The sequence below is a fragment of the Blautia acetica genome (assembly GCF_038739805.1).
In the GTDB taxonomy this organism is placed as follows: Bacteria; Bacillota; Clostridia; order Lachnospirales; family Lachnospiraceae; genus Blautia.
Map to the genome: position 1 here is coordinate 26,532 of NZ_JBBEWO010000017.1, position 21,432 is coordinate 47,963.

At 42.6% G+C, this 21,432-nt stretch carries 18 protein-coding genes and 1 tRNA gene; 4 read left to right on the forward strand and 15 right to left on the reverse strand.

The features are described 5' to 3' along the window. Positions 1–6: 6 nt before the first annotated feature. Positions 7–1,539, reverse strand: a complete 1,533-nt coding sequence (locus WBS51_RS11435; protein WP_330489642.1) for an ATP-binding cassette domain-containing protein — start codon at positions 1,537–1,539, stop codon at positions 7–9. Between the two features lie 4 nt (positions 1,540–1,543). Further along, positions 1,544–1,924, reverse strand: coding sequence for a GntR family transcriptional regulator (locus WBS51_RS11440; protein ID WP_173749788.1), 381 nt, complete (start codon positions 1,922–1,924; stop codon positions 1,544–1,546). Positions 1,925–2,146: 222 nt separating this feature from the next. Between WBS51_RS11440 and WBS51_RS11445 the strand changes: the two genes are divergently transcribed. The 3 genes from WBS51_RS11445 (at position 2,147) to WBS51_RS11455 (ending at position 4,230) form a co-directional block, all read left to right on the forward strand. Then, a complete protein-coding gene (locus WBS51_RS11445; RefSeq protein WP_173749787.1) occupies positions 2,147–2,731 on the forward strand; it encodes an HD domain-containing protein in 585 nt (194 codons plus the stop codon). Between the two features lie 359 nt (positions 2,732–3,090). Then, positions 3,091–3,462, forward strand: coding sequence for a PBECR3 domain-containing polyvalent protein (locus WBS51_RS11450; RefSeq protein WP_226853682.1), 372 nt, complete (start codon positions 3,091–3,093; stop codon positions 3,460–3,462). Between the two features lie 543 nt (positions 3,463–4,005). Next, the gene (locus WBS51_RS11455; RefSeq protein WP_291683540.1) at positions 4,006–4,230 is read left to right on the forward strand and encodes a tyrosine-type recombinase/integrase; all 225 of its coding nucleotides are present in this window, start codon (positions 4,006–4,008) and stop codon (positions 4,228–4,230) included. 52 nt (positions 4,231–4,282) lie between these two features. Here WBS51_RS11455 and WBS51_RS11460 read toward each other — a convergent pair. The 3 genes from WBS51_RS11460 to leuC form a co-directional block, all read right to left on the reverse strand. After that, positions 4,283–4,356, reverse strand: a tRNA-Pro gene (locus WBS51_RS11460). Positions 4,357–4,510: 154 nt separating this feature from the next. After that, positions 4,511–4,999, reverse strand: coding sequence for a 3-isopropylmalate dehydratase small subunit (gene leuD / locus WBS51_RS11465; protein ID WP_173749784.1), 489 nt, complete (start codon positions 4,997–4,999; stop codon positions 4,511–4,513). A gap of 13 nt (positions 5,000–5,012) precedes the next feature. Continuing rightward, on the reverse strand, positions 5,013–6,281 hold the full coding sequence (leuC, locus tag WBS51_RS11470) for a 3-isopropylmalate dehydratase large subunit (RefSeq protein ID WP_173749783.1): 1,269 nt from the start codon (positions 6,279–6,281) through the stop codon (positions 5,013–5,015). A gap of 125 nt (positions 6,282–6,406) precedes the next feature. On the opposite strand from leuC, the gene WBS51_RS11475 reads away from it, so the two are divergent. Next, positions 6,407–7,300, forward strand: coding sequence for a LysR family transcriptional regulator (locus tag WBS51_RS11475; RefSeq protein WP_173749782.1), 894 nt, complete (start codon positions 6,407–6,409; stop codon positions 7,298–7,300). A 63-nt stretch (positions 7,301–7,363) separates the two neighbouring features. Here WBS51_RS11475 and WBS51_RS11480 read toward each other — a convergent pair whose 3' ends face one another. From WBS51_RS11480 to atpD, 10 genes are all read right to left on the reverse strand, one after another. Continuing rightward, positions 7,364–9,799: a beta-mannosidase gene (locus WBS51_RS11480; protein WP_291683714.1), complete on the reverse strand. Its 2,436-nt coding sequence runs from the start codon at positions 9,797–9,799 to the stop codon at positions 7,364–7,366. Between the two features lie 30 nt (positions 9,800–9,829). Next, positions 9,830–12,931: an alpha-mannosidase gene (locus WBS51_RS11485; protein WP_294462569.1), complete on the reverse strand. Its 3,102-nt coding sequence runs from the start codon at positions 12,929–12,931 to the stop codon at positions 9,830–9,832. A 90-nt stretch (positions 12,932–13,021) separates the two neighbouring features. Next, the gene (locus WBS51_RS11490) at positions 13,022–14,470 is read right to left on the reverse strand and encodes an ABC transporter substrate-binding protein (RefSeq protein WP_291683712.1); all 1,449 of its coding nucleotides are present in this window, start codon (positions 14,468–14,470) and stop codon (positions 13,022–13,024) included. A 41-nt stretch (positions 14,471–14,511) separates the two neighbouring features. Next, positions 14,512–15,441, reverse strand: a complete 930-nt coding sequence (locus WBS51_RS11495) for a carbohydrate ABC transporter permease (RefSeq protein ID WP_173749778.1) — start codon at positions 15,439–15,441, stop codon at positions 14,512–14,514. A gap of 11 nt (positions 15,442–15,452) precedes the next feature. Next, positions 15,453–16,421 (reverse strand): ABC transporter permease, encoded by a 969-nt coding sequence (locus WBS51_RS11500; protein WP_294462576.1) that lies wholly within the window; start codon positions 16,419–16,421, stop codon positions 15,453–15,455. A gap of 27 nt (positions 16,422–16,448) precedes the next feature. Then, positions 16,449–17,456, reverse strand: coding sequence for a LacI family DNA-binding transcriptional regulator (locus WBS51_RS11505; protein WP_291683648.1), 1,008 nt, complete (start codon positions 17,454–17,456; stop codon positions 16,449–16,451). A gap of 341 nt (positions 17,457–17,797) precedes the next feature. After that, positions 17,798–18,811, reverse strand: coding sequence for a ketol-acid reductoisomerase (gene ilvC, locus WBS51_RS11510; RefSeq protein WP_173749775.1), 1,014 nt, complete (start codon positions 18,809–18,811; stop codon positions 17,798–17,800). A gap of 57 nt (positions 18,812–18,868) precedes the next feature. Further along, a complete protein-coding gene (ilvN, locus tag WBS51_RS11515; protein ID WP_173749774.1) occupies positions 18,869–19,387 on the reverse strand; it encodes an acetolactate synthase small subunit in 519 nt (172 codons plus the stop codon). Between the two features lie 207 nt (positions 19,388–19,594). Further along, complete coding sequence (gene atpC, locus WBS51_RS11520) at positions 19,595–20,005, reverse strand: ATP synthase F1 subunit epsilon (protein ID WP_173749773.1); 411 nt, start codon at positions 20,003–20,005, stop codon at positions 19,595–19,597. 23 nt (positions 20,006–20,028) lie between these two features. Continuing rightward, on the reverse strand, positions 20,029–21,417 hold the full coding sequence (gene atpD / locus WBS51_RS11525; RefSeq protein WP_294462590.1) for a F0F1 ATP synthase subunit beta: 1,389 nt from the start codon (positions 21,415–21,417) through the stop codon (positions 20,029–20,031). Positions 21,418–21,432 lie beyond the last annotated feature (15 nt).

Below are 21,432 nucleotides of genomic sequence, written 5' to 3' on the forward strand. Positions count from 1 at the left end.
AACCTCCTAGATGTGTACTTCCGCTTTTCTGAAAAATTTCCAGGAAAAGAATACCAATAAAATTGTTCCCAGTAAAAACACCGCTGCCCAAAGCAGCCAATTTTCTAAAACTCCTGAAATCGGCCATTCCATGTGAATTTCTCCGTTTTTTATAAAATCCATTGCCATAAAAGCCACCACAAATCCAATAATTCCAGAGATACACAAAATGGAAACCAGCATCAGTCCCTTGTATCTCATTCCCAAAATGGACATACATTCACAGATACTCTGCAAGAACAGCAATAAAAGCCCCCAAAACAACAATTCCTTTAAAAAAATCCTGCTGCGTTCCTGTCCGGATAAGAAAAAAGAGAGAATACCTGCAGTAAACAGCGTTGCAATTTTCATTGCCTGCATATCTCTAAATACCTGTTTTCTTGTGCATCCAAAACTGATTTTCAAAGGTTCTGTACTCTCGTACAGAAGAATCACATTGAAAGCGCCCAAAACCCCGGCTAGAACAATTCCGGGTAAAGAGAAATAATTATGAATGACCGTTTTGGCACTTTCCCAGGAAAATTCTTCTCTCCTTACAGCTATAAGCACCAGCAAAATACCCAGAAACAAGGCCATACCGCACAAATTGTCGGCTGCATGATAAAACCAGGACTTCTTCTTTCTCATACGCGTTCCTCCCCTCCGCACAGGGCCACAAAGATTTTCTGGAGATTGACTCCCTGCAGGGTAACGCCCTCTCCCCCGGAAAGCCGTTCTCCCTCCCGTAACCGCACCAATGCACTTTTGCTTCTTCCCAGAACTTCCGGGCAGTATATCTGCTTTCCCTGAATAAGCCTGTCTACGGCTTCTGTCTTGCCGCTGACATACACACTGTGTTCCAAAAGGTCCCTGGGTATTCTCTTTCAAAAGAATTTTTCCCTCATGCAGAAAAATCACTTCTTCAAAAATATCTGCGGCTTCTTCTATAATGTGAGTAGAAATGACAAATGTTCTTTCTGTTTCGGTAAATTCTTCCAGTAAGAGCCTGTAAAACGCTTCTCTGGCCACCACATCCAGACCGGATACCGGCTCATCTAAAAAAGTGAAATCCGCCTTGCTGGCCAGCGCTACTACAATTTGCAGCATAGACACCATTCCCTTTGACAGTTTCGTAATCCGCTGTTTCCTGTCCAGGTGAAAAAGTTCTGTCAGGCGTTGAGCCATATCTTTGTCCCAGCGGGGAAGATAGGTTTCTGCCAGCTTCAAGTATTCTTTCACTTTCAGCCCGGAAGCATTGCTGTTGGATGAAGTGATAATCTCTCTGGCAAAATAAATATGGCTTAATGCCTCTGCATTTTCCCAGATTTCCCTGCCATCCAGGAGAATGTTTCCAAAAGATGCCGGATTCTGCGCGGACAAAATGGACAACAGCGTCGTTTTTCCTGCTCCGTTTCTTCCAATCAGACCGTAAATTTTTCCTTTTTCCAATACCAAGTCGATTCCCTTTAAGACTTCTTTCTTTTTATAGTTTTTTCTGACATCCCTGCACTCTATCTTCATAAATTCATACCTCCTGCTGGTTTCCTCTTTCTGTTGTAATCATGTCAATCAAATCTTCTTTCGTAATGCCCAGACTGGCTGCTTCTGTCAGCATACCCTGAATATAAGTTTCAAAGAAATTTTCTCTTCTGCGCTTCTGTATGGTCTTTTTGGCTCCTTCTGCCACAAACATGCCGATACCCCTTTTCTTATACAAAATACCTTCGTCCACTAACAAATTTACCCCCTTTGCCGCTGTCGCCGGATTAATAGCATAGAGTTTTGCCAGTTCATTGGTACTGGGTACTCTCTCCTCCTCCAGCAGAATATCTCTTAAAATATCAGTTTCAATCATTTCTTTAATTTGTATATAAATAGATTTTTCCTGATTGAGCAATTCCTGCAATCTCTTTCACTCCCTTTCCTGCTGTAGAAAATTTTTTATCCGTTTTCCAATGAATCCCCTTACTTATATGGTTCATTACTTATGTAATTAACCATATCGCCAATCTTTGCGATTGTCAATATCTTTCAGGAAAATTCAAAGCTGTTTCTTTATCACTCTATTGTATCAGTTTGAAAAACAGTGTATACTAACTATAACATTAACTGGAAGGGGGAATTCCATATGCTGCCTACAAGAGAGGAAGCCAAAAGACTGCTGCAAGAGGGAGAATACTGCAACCCCGGTCCATGGGGCAATCACAGTCGTATTGCCGGGGACTGCGCACAAAAAATCGCTCAAGCCTGCGGCAATCTGGACTCCGAAAAAGCCTATGTTCTGGGATTGTTGCACGATATTGGCAGAAAATTCGGCATCCGTCATCTGGGACATGTTTCTGACGGATATTCCTATATGATGTCTCTCGGATATGAAGAAGCTGCACGGGTATGTCTCACCCACTCTTTTCCCAATCAGAAACTGGAGGACTATGTAGGGAAATATGATACTACGAAAGAAGAACTGACTCTGATTCAAAACACTCTGCAGAAAATTTCCTTTGACGAGTACGACCGCTTGATTCAGTTGTGTGACGCTTTGGCTGGAAGTGAGGGCGTTCTGGATATAGAAATCCGCATGGCAGATGTAAGGCGCAGATACGGCTTCTATCCTGAGGAAAAGTGGAAAAGAAATTTAGCACTGAAAAAATATTTTGAAGAAAAAATCGAAAGAAATATTTATGATGTGGTAAAAATTTCTGGTCAAAAATAAACTTCTTGATTTAAAAGCAAATCTCTGCCTTGGGTGTTTTGTTACGCAAGAAAACATTGATATTTCTATTACACAAAATACATCCAATGTAAATGACAAATTGCAGGAAATATTTCACAACATCGATTTAATAGAAGGTGATAACCATGAAGAGGATACTCCATAATCCTATATTTAAAATATTTTTTACTAAGAGATTTATAAAAAATAGCACCTTTTTGAATGTACTTTAATTCTTACAACGGTAAAAACAAATTAAACTGCCCTGCCAATGCAGAAGCAACACCTTGACAATATAATATACTTACTCAAAGAATCATTGGCGTTTTAACACATACAGAAAAGAGGTGAGATAAATCATAAATAACAAAGTATTCCCCGTTGCATCTTATAATAAAGAATTTAATAAATATCTACCTGTGCATTTTGAACAGGACTTTATATATCAATCCTTGGGGTTAGAAAAACATATAGCGAAACGACATCCTGAGTGTCTTCCTTATCTCAGATTTATCTCCTCTATTATCTCATCTCCTGATTATATCGGAGTAAATCCTAATGAGATTGGTGATAGTTTCGAGCTTGTTAAGATTTTTAATGAAAATATCCAAATTGGAATAAAACTTGATATCAAAGAAATTTATCTATATGTTGCTACGCTACACACCATTACAAATGGCAAATTAAAGCACGGTATAGAAAATGGTCGCTTAAAAAAATTTGACAGATAGTATATTTTCCGCTATAATGGTAATACAATAAATTGAGTCGCAAAGGTCGGAAAGGCTCCCGACACACTCACAAGAGTACCTGAGATGCTGGATACGCCGCCCAGCTTGTGATTCAATTTAAAACCGAAGGTGTTTCCATTGCGGAAGCACCTTTTGTTTTTATCCCAAAATAGAACAGGTAACTATCACGCTTTAGTGGTCTTAAAGATATACCCGGAGTGTCATCCGGTTGGATAACACATAATTGTTCTTTTATTGAATAACACCTTGATAATATAATAATACTTACCCAGGGAACTTGGGGACGTGCTCTCACCTATTCCGAGACCTTACGGAAGGCGGTGATTATTATGAGTAGATATGAAGAATGAAGTCTAATCGTAAGCGTTGCTTTACTGATTGTTGCAATTCTAAATCTTACACATAAGAAATAGCCGTCCTGCTCCTGAGAAAAGTAGACGGCTATTTCTTCTTATCGCACTGTACACGCTCCTGATTTCGTTATACAACGACTTTCTGGCATAGATGGAAAAATTTCTAAACATGAAGCCGTATAATGTAACCAAGGCACTAAAACGAGCGTTAAAGAAGAATGCTCTCCCAGATTTTCGTTTTCATGACTTACGTCATTATGCAGCGTCTATCCTGCATGCTATCGGAATACCGGATCAGTACATTATGAATTATGGTGGATGGAAGACAGATTATGTCATGAAGAGTGTATACCGAAATGCTATTGATGAAGAAACACAAAAAATGCAATATTAAGAACTATGCAACACGAAATTAAAAACCCCTTGATTTACAAGGGGCTTAGGTATCGGGGCAACAGGATTTGAACCTGCGACCTCACGGCCCCCAGCCGTGCGCGCTACCAAGCTACGCCATACCCCGGAACGAGTTATATATTATCAGATTACAAAGAAAAAAGCAATAGTTTTTCAAATTTTTTTCACAATTCTTAACATGCTTAACAAAAAGACTCAGGCGAACACTCCAATAAGCCGCCTGTCTTTTACAAAGACAAGACGGCTCATGGAGTTTATTCTCATTTCTGTCCGTTGATATAGTTCACCAATCCCTCAGCCTTTATGATTTTCTGCATAAATTCCGGAAATGCCTGTCCCTGGAAGGTGGTTCCCTTTGTCTTATTGGTAATCACACCGCTGTCAAAATCCACTTCCACTTCATCTCCGTCTTCGATGCCTTTAGCCGCCTCCGGGCACTCCACAATAGGCAGACCAATATTAATGGCATTGCGGTAAAAAATCCGGGCAAAGGTTTCTGCAATCACACAGCTGACTCCTGCTGCTTTAATAGCAAGAGGCGCATGCTCTCTGGAAGAGCCGCAGCCAAAATTTTTATCTGCCACAATCATATCGCCTTTTTTTACTTTTTTCACAAACTCTTTGTCAATATCTTCCATACAATGGGCTGCCAGTTCTGCCGGGTCTGAAGAATTCAGGTATCTGGCAGGAATAATTACGTCTGTATCTACATTGTCACCATATTTAAAAACTTTTCCTGTTGCCTTCATTTACACATCCTCCTTATAACCCTAATTCCTGAGGCAGAGAAATCTTCCCTGTCACTGCGCTGGCTGCCGCCACTGCAGGACTCGCCAGATAAACCTCTGATTTCACATGTCCCATACGTCCTACAAAGTTTCTGTTGGTAGTGGAAATACATCTTTCCCCTTCTGCCAGAATTCCCATGTAACCGCCCAGGCACGGACCGCAGGTAGGAGTACTTACTACAGCGCCTGCCTCAATAAAGATTTTCAACAATCCCTCTTCCATGGCCTCAAGATAAATCTTCTGGGTCGCCGGAATCACGATACAGCGAACCCCCTTCTTTACCCTGCGTCCTTTTAAAATCTCTGCGGCACAGCGCAAATCATCAATTCTGCCGTTGGTACAGGAACCAATGACCGACTGGTCAATCACCACATCCTCCTTAAGATCTTCCACCACTCTGGTATTGGAAGGAAGATGGGGGAAAGACACGGTGGACTTCAAAGTGCTTAAATCAATGGTATATTCTTCCTCATAAACCGCATCCTCATCTGCCTCGTACACCGTATACGGGCGCATGGAATGTTCTTTCATGTAAGCTACTGCAAGGTCATCTACCGGAAAAATACCGTTTTTGCCGCCTGCCTCAATAGCCATATTGGCAATGGTAAAGCGGTCATCCATGGATAGATTCCGAATCCCCTCTCCTGCAAATTCCATAGATTTATAAAGGGCGCCGTCCACACCAATCATACCGATAATATGAAGAATTACATCTTTTCCGCTGACCCACTTAGCCGGCTTGCCCACCAGATTAAACTTAATGGCAGAGGGTACCTTAAACCAGGCCTTTCCCGTTGCCATGCCTGCTGCCATATCTGTGCTTCCCACACCTGTGGAAAATGCCCCTAAAGCGCCGTAAGTACAAGTATGAGAATCCGCACCGATAATCACGTCTCCTGCCACAGTCAGACCCTTTTCCGGAAGAAGCGCATGTTCAATTCCCATTTCTCCCACGTCAAAATAGTTGGTAATCTCGTGACGACAGGCAAACTCTCTTACACATTTGCAGTGTTCTGCGGATTTAATATCTTTATTAGGAATAAAGTGGTCCATAACCAATGCCACTTTGTCTTTATCAAACACGGTATCCACCGTCATTTTATCCATTTCGTGAATAGCCACCGGAGAGGTAATATCGTTTCCCAGTACCAAATCCAAATCTGCTTCAATCAACTGTCCTGCTTCTACTTTATCCAATCCGGCATGAGCTGCCAGAATTTTCTGCGTCATTGTCATTCCCATATGTTCTCTACCTCCTGCTATTTCTGCTATTGCCATTCTATCATATGTATTGTTATAATAGAAATACATAAAAAGTATGTCAGACATAACTTTGATTTATAAATATACAGAAAGGATAAAACTTTATGGACCAGAATCTTTCCCTGTACAAAGTTTTCTACACCGTTGCCAATACCGGCAACATTTCCAAAGCTGCTGCAGAGCTTTTTATCAGCCAGCCAGCCATCAGTAAATCCATCCGCAAGCTGGAACAAAATCTGGAGGTCACTCTTTTCTCCAGAAATTCCAGAGGGGTTCAGCTGACCGAAGAAGGGGAGATTTTATACGATTATGTACAAAAAGCTTTTTATTCCCTTCAGTTAGGAGAAGCCCAGTTAAAAAAGATCAATGAGCTTGGCGTAGGACATCTGCGAATCGGCGTTTCCACCACACTCTGCAAATATGTGCTTCTGGATTACCTGAAGGAATTTACCATTGCCCACCCCCATATCCGGATGACCATCGAATGTCAGTCCACCAACCACACCCTCCAGCTCCTCCGGGAAAATAAAATCGACCTGGGTCTGATTGGAAGACCGGAACGGCTGCACCATGTGCGTTTTGCATCTGTAGGAGAAATTGAAGATATTTTCGTCAGCACAAAATCCTACCTTGAAAACCTGGCTTTGAGAACCAGCCAGCAGGACGATATTCTGAGGACGTCAGCCCTTATGCTTATGGATAAAGAAAACATTACCCGGCAGTATATTGACGACTATCTGTCCCTGCATCACATTGAAAACAACAATGTACTGGAGGTATCCGCCATGGACTTGCTCATTGAATTTGCCAAAATCGGCCTGGGAGTGGCCTGCGTCATCCGTCAGTTTGTAGCGCAGGAACTGAAAGAGGGCACACTGGTGGAAATCCCTCTTGAAATTCCCATACATAAACGCGAAATCGGCTTTGCCTACCTGGCAGATTTTCAGGCCAATCCCGCTATTCGGGAATTCATAGATTTTTACAGAAACCGCTCTTAAACTGCACAGCAACATATGAAACAAAAAAGGCTGCCCAAAGGACAACCTTTTTTGTTTCGTTCTTTATCTTGCTGCAATATCATAAATACTTCTTACCCGAATTTCTTTTGCATCTCCGGAAAGAATCCGCACTCTCTTTTCTCCGGCTTCCATATCAAAGTAATTGTCAGACAATACCCAGTCCTCATTTTCATTTAAAAGTTCCACGGAACCGGCATACTTTTCTGCCCGTACCAACAGTTCGTCCCCTTCCCGCTCTACCGTAAGGTTTGGATTTGCATACTGATAGAACTTTGGCATGGAAAACAACACGCTGCCTTCTGAAATCACTTCTCCATTCTGCAGGCAGCTGTAGAATACATGGTGTTCCTGCAAATCGGCCTGAGGATACTCTTCTTTCTCCAGCCATACGCCGGAAAGAGGTTTGACGCAGACTTCCCGCTCCTTTTCTTCCCCTACAATCCGGGATTGGCTGTCACGCAGACTCCAACGCACCAGAACCTTCTGCTCCTGCAGCGTTTCGTTTGCCACGTGCAGACGAATACTCTTCTCCACCTCATAAGGTCTCGCGTTCACGTTCGGGTCCTGAGAAAGCAGACCCTCTTCATGACAGGAAAGCAGAACAGGTGCAAAAAATCTCTTTTCAAAGTAGTGCAGAGCCTTCCATCTTCCATAATAATCAATGGAAGACCAGGAAGCTACCGGCCAGCAGTCATTGAGCTGCCATACAATAGCGCCCATGCACTCGCCTCTGTTTCTTCTCCAATGCTCTACCCCATAGCGCATAGCCTGAGCCTGCATAAGCTGGGAGGCGTATACAAGATGGGATAAATCCTTTGCATAAGGGAAATACTGCGCCATGTAAACCATCATTTTAGCGTACCCATTTTCACTTCTCTGGTGTTTTTCCATCACATAGGAAAATACATTTCTGTCCTCCGGAAGCGTAAAGCTTTCAATGGTTTTCATAGCCGGAAGAGATTCAAAACCAAACTCGGAGGCATAACGGAAATTATGCTTGCGGTATCCGGTAAAGGGTTCGTATCCGTGCCATACTTTCCAATAATGGGCATCTCCCCTGGTTTCATCCTGAGGGTCATCGAAATCCCCTCCTGAAGATGGACTGGATGGCCAATAGAAAGTATCCGGGTCCTCTCGCTTTACAATTTTCGGAATCACATAACTGTACATTCTGGTATAATCTCCCAGAAGTTTCGGGTCCTTTGTGTAGCCTTCTACAATCATGCCTTCCATTTCATTGTTTCCGCACCAAAGACCCAGGCAGGCATGGTGGCGGATACGTCTTACATTGTCCTCGATTTCTCTGGAAATATTTTCTTCAAAAACTTCGGTCAGCTGATAGGTGGAGCAGGCAAACATAAAGTCCTGCCAGATTAAAAATCCATATTCGTCGCACAAATCATAGAACCAGTCCTCCGGATAATAAGCGCCGCCCCAGACACGAATGGCATTGTAATTTGCCAAAGCGCACTGTTCCAACAGTTTTTTCGTCTTTTCTTTACTGGTTCTGGGCAGAAAACAATCTTCAGGAATGTAGTCTGCACCCATGGCAAAAATGGCAACGCCATTGACTTCATGGGCAAAGGATTCTCCCCACTGGTCTTTTTCCATGTGCATTTTCATAGTGCGAAGTCCGATTCTTCTCTCCCACACATCTTCTGTCTTATCCCCGTTTAAAAGTTCCACCCGCACAGTGTAGAGAGCCTGCTCTCCATAACCTCTTGGCCACCAGAGTTTTGGATTTTCTATGACCAGTTCTTTTGGAGAATTTTCTTCTGTCAGAACGCTTCCATCCGGTGCCGTCACGGTAACACAATAGCGAACCCTCTCTCCCCTGTGAGTTTTCAGTGTATGAACTCCAAAGGAAAGCGTCACCTGACCATGCTCATGGCTCTGACGCACACAGACATCTTCCAGTCTGTCCTCATCTATGCCTTCCAATATCACATCACGGAAGATTCCCATGTCCGGAAGCTTGGGCGCCCAGTCCCAGCCAGACATACAGTTGGATTTTCTCAGATACGGAAATCCGTCTATGGTATCTGTGTTACAGGGAATTTTCCCTTGCAGCCGATTCTGTTCTTCCATATAAAGAATCGGAGAGTGAAACCGGATTTCCAGCAGATTTCCCTTTTCTTTTAATAACTCCCTGACGGAAAATTCCCAGGTGCGGTGCATGTTATAAGTATTTCCCACATGGGTTCCATTGAGATAAATATCTGCCAGAGTATCAATGCCGAGAAATTTCAGCCTTATCTGGCTGTTTTTCATCATCTGCTCTGTCACATCAAACTCTGTCTGATAAGTATAGTCCTCCCGGGACAACAAAAGAGCTTCCTTTTCATTGTCCCGGTAAAACGGATCTTCTATCTCCCCATGGGAAAACAAATCATGATATACGGAAAACGGTACCTGTGTATCCAGAGTTTTCTCTTTCCACAACAGGTTCCAGCCCCCATTCAAATTCTGTCTTTCCATTTCCTTGTCTCCCATCTTATTTCAGCAGTCTTATTTCAAAATGACTCTGTAAGTCTTGATTTCAAACGGCTTGATGTCAACGTCAAAACCCTTGTCCGTATGTGCAATCTCGCCTGGTATCTCTTCTTCCATCAGATTACATTCGCAAACTGACTCAATTTCTTTGCCCATACCCAGAGAAAGCTCTGCATGCGTCTTTGTATTTTCGTACTCATAAGCACGGATGATCATGCCGTTTCCATCTTCTGCCAGTTTCACAGTCTCTACCATAACATTTTTCTTATCCACAGTTAAAAGAGAAGCCTTTCCTGCTGCCTGTGTCTGTTCTTTTGCCAGCACCGGATAATTGAGGCAATAACTTTCTCTTACCGTATCGCAGTCCCGAAGATTTCCTTCGTGAGGATACAGAGAATAGGTAAAGTAATGCTCTTCCTGGTCTGTAACCGGATTTGGCTCAATACCGGATTTGATTAAGGTCAGTCCAATCACAGAATCCTTTACAGAATGTCCGTATTTGCAATCGTTTAACAGGCTGACTCCATAATGCCCTTCAGAAAGGTCTATCCATTTCTGTCCGCAGGATTCAAAACGGGCCATATCCCAGCTTGTGTTGGTGTGCACTTTTCTGGTCAGATTTCCAAACTGCACATCAAAAGCAGCCTCATCTGTATGAATATCTACCGGGAAGTGCACTTTCAGAAGGTGCTGGTGTTCTTTCCAGTCCACATAGGTTTCAAAATCAATTCTTGCAGAATCAGCATAGAAATAAATCTTCTGCTTAATCACAGAATTGCTGACCTTGCGCTCCAGCTCCAGAACTGTGCAGACAGGACCTTCCTCTTTCCATTCCATACGGGACAGTTCTGTAATTTCCCAGGATTTCTCGGTGTAATAAATATCAATATCCCAGTTATCGTAATAAATCGGTTTATCCTCATACATACAGAAGAGATTTCCCTTTTTGCCCTGCTGCAGCACTTCCCTTTTGTTTTTCTTATCAAACACAGAGGAGAGAAGACCATTTTCGTCCACCTCTACTGTATAAAACGGTGTTTCCAGACAGTTACCCTGGCGTCTGAATGAAGATGGCGCTTTGGCTGTGCTTTCCACCTTAAAGGATTCATAGCCCTTAGAAGGCAGATTTTCCACATAAGCTACCCCACGGTCTTCCAGTGTCTGAATGGGATATACTTTTCCGTTCTCTGCTACCAGCGCACCGGAAACTTCTTTTGGAAGGCTGACCACATCACTGCGTTCAAAACCAAGGGTATTAAACAGAGTAACGTTTTCTCCTTCTCCTGCCACTGTTTTCATAGAATCTCCAAGAAGTGCACATCCCTGTTCTTCCAGTTCTGCATACTCCTTTTTTGTCACTTCATATACTTCATGAATGGATGAGCCGGGAAGAATGTCGTGGAACTGATTTAACAGAATGACTTTCCACATCTTATCCATTTCTTCTTTTGCGTAAGCAGCGCCCTTCCAGGAAGCCAGAAGTTCCAGAAGTTCCAGATTCATCATCAGCACTTCGCTCTTTCTGTTGGAGCGTTTATTTCTCGCCATGGAAGTGTAAGTACCTCTGTGGTATTCAAAATACAGTTCTCCCTCCCAGGTAGGAAGTCTGCGGTTGTCCTTTAATTTTTCATACAATTCATCAAAATAAGTTCTGGAAAATTCCTGACGTACTTTCGGAAGTCCCTTGATTCCTTTTTCCATACGCAGAGAGGTTTCCAGCATTTCTCTTGTAGGACCTCCGCCTCCGTCTCCATAACCGTAGGAAATCAGAATGTCGTTGTTGATATCCTTGTTCTGATATCTCTTCCAGCCGCCCATCAGCGCGTCCGGGTGCAGAATTCCGTTGTAGGTTGTAAAGAAATCATCTTCGCTCTGTCCCACGCCCAGGGTCGTTACCAGGTGAGTAAAGACAGAACTTCCGTCAATGCCCTTCCACATAAAAGTATCGTAAGGCATTTTGTCAATCTGATTCCATGCCAGCTTTGTGGTCATAAAGTAGTCAATACCGCTTTTTTTCATAATCTGCGGAAGCGCACCGGAATAGCCGAATACGTCCGGCAGCCACAGAACCTTGCAGTCTACGTCAAATTCGTCTTTGAAGAATCGTTTTCCATACAGGAACTGACGTACCAGAGATTCTCCTGACGTCAGATTGGTATCTGCTTCCAGCCACATACCGCCTTCCGGCTCCCAGCGTCCTTCTTTTACCCGCTCTTTGATACGGTCATACAACTTCGGATAACGGTCTTTTAAAAATTCATAAAGCTGGGGCTGGCTGGACATAAACTTGTAATTGGGATATTCGTCCATTAATTTCAAAACGGTAGAAAAGCTTCTTGCCACCTTTTCTCTGGTCTGCTCTACGGTCCACCACCAGGCCACATCAATATGGGTATGTCCGATACAGGTGGCAATCACATCACTGTAGCCTGCCATATCTTCATACAGAGCCTTTTCCAGATAAACCTCTGCTTTTTCCACACTGTCATAAAACTCCGGCGAATAGGGATTTCTCAAATCCAGCAGATTTACGGCTTCGTTCATGACATGTTCCAAATCCATACGGTTTTTGTCATCTTTATCCATACGGCTAAATGCCCAAAGCGGAACCATCAGGTCATAGTACAGCTTTTCAATCCGTGTGTCTGCCACCTGCATTTCCATAATCATGTCAAATTCTGAATGAAGTATTCCGGTATAGGCCTGAATATCCAGTCTCCAGGTCTCTCCCCCTTTGGCCTCTGCAGCCATCTGCACAATGCGGTGGTTCATATCCATACCCTGCGTTTCTTCTCCGTTGACAAATAGTAAAAACTGCGGATTTTTCGCATCATCCCATTCTTCAATCTGGGTTTTCACATGAAGACGCAAGGTTTTTCCGGCTAATTCTTCCGGCACGGTATAATCTGCGCGGAACCAGTAATGTTTATCCGGTCCGTACCATTTCATGGTCTTTGGTGTAAAGTCCTGCCATGCCTGTTCTGCTTTTTCCGCTTCGTCCGGGTAAAAAAAGCGTCCTTCTTTATAAAGAATATGTTCCATTGGCATGTTCTTTACCGTAATTAATTTTTTCAGTTCATCACAGATGACCTGTATTCTCTTGTCAAGAAACCACATATATTCTTTTCCTCCTGGTTTTTGTATTTTATAGAGAAAGGGACATTCTCTCCATTTGTGAAAATGCCCCTCTTCTTACCATTGTACTTTTTATTTTGCAGCATCTACCTGCTTCTGAGCTTCCTCGCGGATAGTATCCCAGCCGGCAGCTTCCAGTTCATCATGAATGGTTTTTACCAGTTCTCTCGGATCCTGTGCGCCTGTGAAGAATTCAGATTTATATTTTTCGTATACGGAACGGCAGTTTGCAAGTTCTGTTTCTACGTTGCTTGTATCCATATCAAATCCAAGCATGATAGATGGTGTTGCTTTTTCGTTCAGTTCTTTTACTTCATCCCACTGATTTACTTCCTCTGTAGCAAGCTGTGAAACATCAAAGTAACTGCCCTGTGTATAACCAGCCATAGGCCAGTCTGTATTCAGTTTGTTTACCTTCTTATCATCTGTATACTCAAAGTTTTCGCCTTCTACCCCATAGTACAGCCAGTCACGGACTTTGGTATCTGTGTTTACAAGCTGTAAAAATTCCAGCGCTTTTTCAGGATGTTTGCAGCCGGAAGAAATTGCATTAATAGAACCTCTAACACTTGCATTGGATACGATGGTATCTGTAAAAGCCACTGCTTCACAGTCATCAATACCATTGCTTGGGCCCCATGTTGTCTTTGCAGCCTGGCTCCATCCCTGTGCTGTAAAGAACGTTTTGTATTTGCTGGAATCATCTGCTGTCGGTGCATCACCGTTGATGATGCCTTCTTTGTACATTTTATGTATAATATCAAGCTGAGCCAGCATTTCTTCATCCTCTAAAGGATTTACAACTGTTTTAGTCTCGTCATCATAACGAATACCCAGAGCCGGAAGACCTGCGCCTAACTGGTCAAAGTATACGGTATTTAAGAAATCAGCACCGGATTTTGACATATAATAGGGAGCAGTTCCTTCCCCTTCTTTGATTTTCTTTAATGCAGGATACAAATCTTCATAAGATTTAATGCTGTTAATATCAATGCCGTACTTGTCAGCAACTGCTTTGTCCCATACAAAGTACTGCGTTACAGAACTGTCTTTGTAGGTAGGAACACCATAGATTTTTCCATCGATTTCCATTGCTTCCCAGTAATCTTCAGGAATCAGCTTTTTCAGCTCCGGAGCGTTTTCATCCAGTATATCTGTCAAATCCAAAAATGCACCTGTGTTTACTTCTGCATTGTAACGTGTCTGGTCTGTAAAAAGAATATCGAAATCTTCTCCTGAGTTTGTGATAACACTTCTTCTGTTATCCCAATCTGCCCATGGAACAATCTCCATATCGATATTGACACCAATTTTTTCTTCCAGATAAGGATTAATCTGTTTCAGCCATGCATCGTAATTATCCGGCATACTGCCGCCTACCTGAATCCATTTTAAAGTAACCACATCTCCATCATTTTTTGCGGTTTCGCTACCGCCTTTTTTGGAATCGCCGCAGCCTGCCAGGAGTCCTAACCCCATAACAGAAGCCAATACCAACGCTGTTGCCTGTTTCGCTTTCATAAAAATCCTCCTTTTGTTTTTGCTTGTTTTATTTTTTTATATCAGCCCTTTACAGCGCCTACAGTCAATCCGGAAATAAAGTATTTCTGGAAGAACGGATAGCTACATGCAATCGGGATAATAATCAAAATGGCCATTGCCATTCTCGCCCCTTCTTTCGGCATACTATTGATATACTGCGTCATAGTTACGCCAAGAGACGGGTTGTTTGCCATTACATCAATACTTCTCTGGATACTGTCCAGGAGGGCCTGTAAAGAGTACAGTTTCTTATCTGTGATATACAGAGAGGATTGAAACCAGTCATTCCAATAACCAAAAGTTAAAAATAATGCAATCGTTGCCATCATAGGTTTAGACAGAGGCAGCGCGATTTTTCCGAAAATCGTAAATTGTGAAGCTCCGTCAATCTGTGCAGATTCAATGACCGATTCCGGTATATTGGTCTTAAAGAACGTCTTACAGATAACAACGTTAAACGAAGAAACACAAAGGGGCAGAATCAAGGCCCAAATGCTGTTTTTCAAATGCATAAACTGTGTATTTACCACATAAGAGGAAAGCATACCACCATTAAAAATCATAGGTATAAACACCACCATGGTAAAGAAATTCTGCATTTTATAATTTCTTCTGGAAATTACATATCCCATCATGGTTGTAAGCATAACGCCCAATACTGTACCTATTACCGTTACCATTACCGAGATTCCAAGAGAAGACAGAATCATTTTTCCCTCTCTGAGCAGGAATGCGTAGGAATCTATGGAAAACTTCTCCGGTATAAAGCGATAACCATTCATCTGAATCGACTTTTCAGATGAAATAGAAATCATGAAAACAAAAACAACCGGAATAATGCAAATCAAAGCCAGTATGATAAAGATGATGTTAAAACACACATCTGTCTTTACTGAAATCCTGTTTAATTTCGAAACCTCTGCGGCTTCTTTTTGTCTATTCTTTTTCATTCTTCCGCCTCCTATATAATTGCACTGTCCGCGTCAATTTTCTTTACAATCGCGTTCGCCACCAGAATCGTGATACAACATGCTACAGACTGGAAGAATGTTGCTGCTGAAGTCATACCAATCGGTGTGGAGGACTGGATTGCATTATACACAAAGGTATCAATCGTTGCCGTCGTATTGAAGATCGAACCGCTTGCTCCCTGTGAAAGCTGGAAGAACAACCCGAAGTCTGAATAAAAAACCTTACCTACATTTAAGATAAACATCATAATAATGACATTTTTCAGGCATGGCAGTGTAATATAACGAACCTGCTGCTTCTTATTCGCACCGTCCATAACGGCTGCCTCATACAAAGTTGTATCAATTCCGGAAATACTGGAAAGATAGATAACCATGTTGTAGCCAGTTGATTTCCACAAATACATGAAAATCAGGATTGCCGGCCAGACACCCGCTTTCATATACCACTGAATCCCTTCACCGCCACCGTCGCGAAGCATGCTGTTAACCAGACCATTGTCCTGATTCAAAAAGGCATCCAGAAAATATGCTGCTACAACCCATGACATAAAGTACGGAAAAAACATCAAAGTCTGATATACTTTTGATTTTCTTTTGCTGTGAAGCAGGCTAATCATAATGGCCAGCCCAACAGAGAAAATCATCCCCAGTACAATGAAAGCCAGATTGTAAAGTATCGTGTTTCTCAAAATCACAAACAAGTCATTAGACTTAATTAAAAATTCAAAGTTTTTAAACCCTGACCAGTCACTATGTATTACATTGTAAATAAAACTTCTTCCGCCTGCAATTTTGTAATTCTTAAAAGCGATAACCAATCCAAACATTGGCAGGAAACAAAACAGTACATACCAGACCGTGGTCGGCAGTGCCAACGCTGTCAGTTCCGAATCATTTTTCGTCCATTTCGGTTTTCTGACTTTCTTTTCTTTCGGGGACTTTCTTACTTTCTCCAAGGCTGTTGCCCTCCTTTTCTTCTTGTCTTATTCCTTGATTTCTTTCACAGAATCTCTGTAAATAATTTTACCCAGTATTCTAAATACTTCTCCCGGCCTGCGTCTGGTTCTTTCCATGTAGCGCATCATACGTTTTGCAGCAACTTTTCCGATTTCTTCGATATTAACCGCCACTGTTGTCAGCGCCGGCTCGCAAAGTTCCGCATAAATATCGTCGTCAAACCCTACAACAGAAATATCCTCCGGCACCCGTATGCCTTTGGCCTTTAAGGTTTTCACCAGCCGAAAAGCAGTTTCATCACAGTTGCAGACAAAGGCAGTCGGAAGTCTCTCCGGAAGCATCAGTTCAATAGCTGCTCCATCCTCATTCCTGTCCGGAATCACCCATTCCTGATTCGGCGCTCTACCGGTTTCCAGAATACCTCTCATAAATCCCAGGTAACGGTCTGTAATACTGGTGGTTCCTCCCACCGTTCCCACAAATCCAATGTCTTTATGTCCCTTTTGTATCAGATAATCTGTCAGCTCATAGGCACTGTATATATTTTCGGTTACTACAGAATCCGATTTGTGTGTCACATCGTAAACATCTACATAAACCTTGGGCAAAGGAATGGCATCTACTGCATCCCGCACTTTTCTGTCCAGGATACCAAGAAGAATCAATCCGTCAACCGTTCCTTTTCGTTCCAGCATATCCAAATCGCTTTGAAGACTTTCCCGGGTCGGAGTAATCATCATGCTGGCACACATAACCTTGCGCAGTTCTGCGATAATTTTCTCGTACATCCCCATATAGAATTTTCCGGCATCTCCGGAATTAAAGCGGTCGCTCATAACAATTCCCACTTTTTTTGCCCTGCGCTGTCCATAATCGGGAAGTATATAGCCATGTTCCTGCGCACTCTGGAAAATTTTCTGTTTCAGTTCCTCCCCTACTCCGTCTTTTCCATTCAGCGCCTTAGAAACAGTCACCTTGCTGATTCCCAGCTCATCTGCAATATCCTGCATAGATACTGTTTTTTTTCCAGCCACTTTATATCCTCCCTTCTTATCCGTTTTCATTTGTTTCTTAACATTTCTTAAATATAACTTAACACAAGTTTTTCTTCTTGTCAACGATTATCGGTATTTTATCTGTTTTTACTATATATAATATGTTTTTTTGTACATTTTTACTATATTATAGTTTCTCCTTCCAGTTCTTTCAAGTATTCTGGTGAATTTCTTTCCTATTTTCTCCTTATCAAGCACAACAAAAGGTTACTTAACACTTTAAAATCCTGCTGCTGTAACTTTTTACACAGCAAAAAGGACAGTGAAAACCTCTGTTTCCACTGCCCTTTTTGCTTTTTATATTCAGTTTTATATATCTCTTAGTTATCAATCAGTTTTTCTTTTCCGTTCCAGCTATACAGTTTACGAAGCTCTGCGCCAACTTCTTCTAACTGATGTTCTGCTTCTCTTCTTCTCATAGCGCCGAAGTGCATACAGCCGGACTGGTTTTCCAGAATCCAATTCTTTGCAAAAGTGCCGTCCTGAATATCGGAAAGAATCTGCTTCATGGCTTTCTTTGTTTCGTCTGTTACAATCTTAGGTCCTGTGATATAATCACCGAACTCTGCTGTATTGGAGATAGAGTATCTCATGCCCTTGAATCCACTTTCGTAAATCAAATCTACAATCAGTTTCATCTCATGGATACATTCAAAGTAAGCATTTTCCGGAGCGTATCCTGCCTCTACCAGAGTTTCAAATCCGGCTTTCATAAGAGCAGTTACACCACCGCAGAGAACAGCCTGCTCACCGAAAAGGTCTGTTTCTGTCTCTACTTTAAAGGTCGTTTCCAGAACACCTGCTCTTGCGCCGCCTAAAGCTGCTGCATAAGCCAGCGCTTTGTCTTTTGCTTTTCCTGTGTAATCCTGCTGTACCGCTACCAGACAAGGTGTACCGCGACCAATCTGGTATTCGCTTCTTACAGTGTGTCCCGGTGCCTTCGGAGCAATCATAGTAACATCTACATTTGCAGGTGGTTTAATCTGTCCGAAGTGGATTGCAAAGCCGTGAGCAAACATGAGCATGTTGCCTTCTTCCAGGTTTGGCTCAATGGATTCTTTATACAGTTTCGCCTGCTTTTCATCATTGATAAGAATCATGATGATATCTGCTTTCTTTGCTGCTTCTGCCGCTGTATAAACTTCAAATCCCTGTTTTACTGCTTTGTCCCAGGATTTAGAACCTTCATACAAACCTACAATTACATTACAGCCTGATTCCTTTAAATTTAATGCATGGGCATGACCCTGGCTTCCATAACCGATAATAGCAATGGTTTTCCCCTCTAATAAAGCCATGTTACAATCTTCCTGATAATAAATTTTTACTGCCATTTTTTCTTCCTCCTATTTTTTTTATGTATGTTAGGGATAAAAATCTCTAATAACCGTTTAAAATTCTTCCTCCTCATCGGAAGGGTAGAAAATGTCATCTGCGCCCCTAGAAAGACCTGCAATACCGGTTCTCGCCAGTTCCAGAATCTCATAACCATCTAACAAATCAATAAAAGCCTCCAGCTTTGACTTATTTCCTGTAAGCTCTATAATCATAGATTCTTTGCCCACATCAATAATATTGGCTCTGAAAATATCTACAATGGCAGACACGCCTGCTCTTTGTTCCGGTGTGACTTTCACCTTTACCAACATCAATTCTCTGGTAACACTCTGCCCGTCCTGCAGCACCTTCACGGAGAGAACATCTTCCAGCTTCTCCACCTGTCTGGTAATCTGCTCCAGAATCAGTTCATCTCCCTTACACACTACAGTCATACGGGTGTAATTGGGGTCTGTGGTAATACCTGCAGATAAGCTGTCAATATTATATCCCCGGCGGCTGAATAATCCGGAAACCCGGCTCAGTACACCGGCTGTATTCTCAACCAGAATAGATAATATCCTTTTGTTCATACAGCACCTTCTCCCATGCCTATCGGCTAACTTTTGTTGACATTCTATCAACTATTTTTCCCTTTGTCAATGCATACTGCACGTTATAACTAATTACTATGCAATGCATAATTACAAGTAATATTATTTTCATTCTCTTTGAAGCAAAAAACAGAGCCAGTCCCCTTCCGGTTCCTGACTCTGTTTCTACCTTATTATATATCGTTATTAAATTCCTTTATCTCTTGCCGCTTTCATACGGGCCATAGCTCTGGCCAGAGAAGCCTTGGAAACATAGTATTCCTGCAGACTCTGCTTCTGACGGAGCTGTTCCTCTGCACGTTCTTTGGCATCGCGAGCCCGCTTCAGGTCAATATCTTCCGGCTTTTCAATACTGTCTGCCAGCACGGTTACGCGGTTATTGATAATCTGCGCAAAGCCGCCGCCTACAATAGCAGTATACCAGGTATTGTCTTCTGCCTGAAAGCGCATTTCTCCCGGAACAATGGCAACCATCATATCTGCATGGTGTGCCAGTATGGTAATGGCGCCATCTTTTGCAGGGAGTGAGATAGATTTTCCTCTGCCATGATAAAAATCCTTATCACTGGCAATGACATTCAAACCAAATGTATTCATAGGCCTTCACTCCTTACAGCTTCTCAGGATTCCTGTTTTGCTTTTTCGATTACCTCGTCAATGGTACCCACATTAAAGAAAGCATTTTCCGGATATTCGTCCATCTCTCCGTTTACAATCATCTTGAACCCACGGATAGTTTCCTTTAACGGTACATATTTACCCGGAATACCGGTGAAGACTTCTGCCACATGGAACGGCTGGGAAAGGAACTTTTGCACCTTTCTAGCACGGGCAACTACTTTCTTGTCTTCTTCAGACAATTCTTCCATACCCAGAATCGCAATGATGTCCTGCAGTTCTTTGTATTTCTGCAGATATTCCTGCACCTTTCTGGCTGTCTCATAGTGTTCTTCTCCCACTACATCTGCTTCCAGAATACGGGAACTGCTCTCCAGAGGGTCAACCGCCGGATAAATACCCTGCTCTACAATCTTTCTGGACAAAACCGTGGTGGCATCCAGATGCGCAAAGGTGGTGGCCGGCGCCGGGTCTGTCAAGTCATCGGCAGGCACATAAACAGCCTGTACAGAAGTAACAGAACCATTTTTTGTGGAAGCGATACGCTCCTGCAGTTCACCCATTTCCGTTGCCAGCGTCGGCTGATAACCTACGGCAGAAGGCATACGTCCCAAAAGGGCGGAAACTTCTGAACCAGCCTGTGTAAAACGGAAAATATTATCAATAAACAGCAACACATTCTGATGTTCTTCATCACGGAAATATTCTGCCATGGTAAGCCCTGTTTCCGCTACACGCATACGGGCACCAGGGGGCTCATTCATCTGTCCGAACACCAGAGCTGTTTTTTCCAAAACCCCGGATTCTTTCATTTCTGTCCAGAGGTCATTTCCCTCACGGGAACGTTCTCCAACACCGGTGAAGATGGAATATCCGCCGTGCTCGGTAGCAATATTGCTGATAAGTTCCTGAATCAATACCGTCTTACCTACACCGGCACCACCGAAAAGACCGATTTTACCACCTTTTGCATATGGCGCCAAAAGGTCGATAACCTTAATACCGGTTTCCAGAATCTCTACTACAGGACTCTGTTCTTCAAACGTCGGCGGGTCTCTGTGAATAACCCAGTGCTTTACATCATGCAGCTGTTCGCCTTTGTCTATGGTTTCACCCAGAACATTAAAAAGACGACCCAGAGTTTCTTTTCCTACAGGTACGGAAATACCTGCTCCTGTAGCAGTAACCTCCATATCCTTGCTAAGTCCGTCACTGGAAGCCAGCATAATACAGCGCACCGTATGATTTCCGGTATGCTGTGCCACTTCCATAACAAGCTTTCTGCCGTTTAACTCTACAGTCAAGGCGTCTTTGATGCTTGGGAGGTTCTGATTTTCAAATTCTACGTCTACGACAGGTCCCATAACCTGTACAATTTTACCTTTTTCCATCAAAAGGAAACCTCC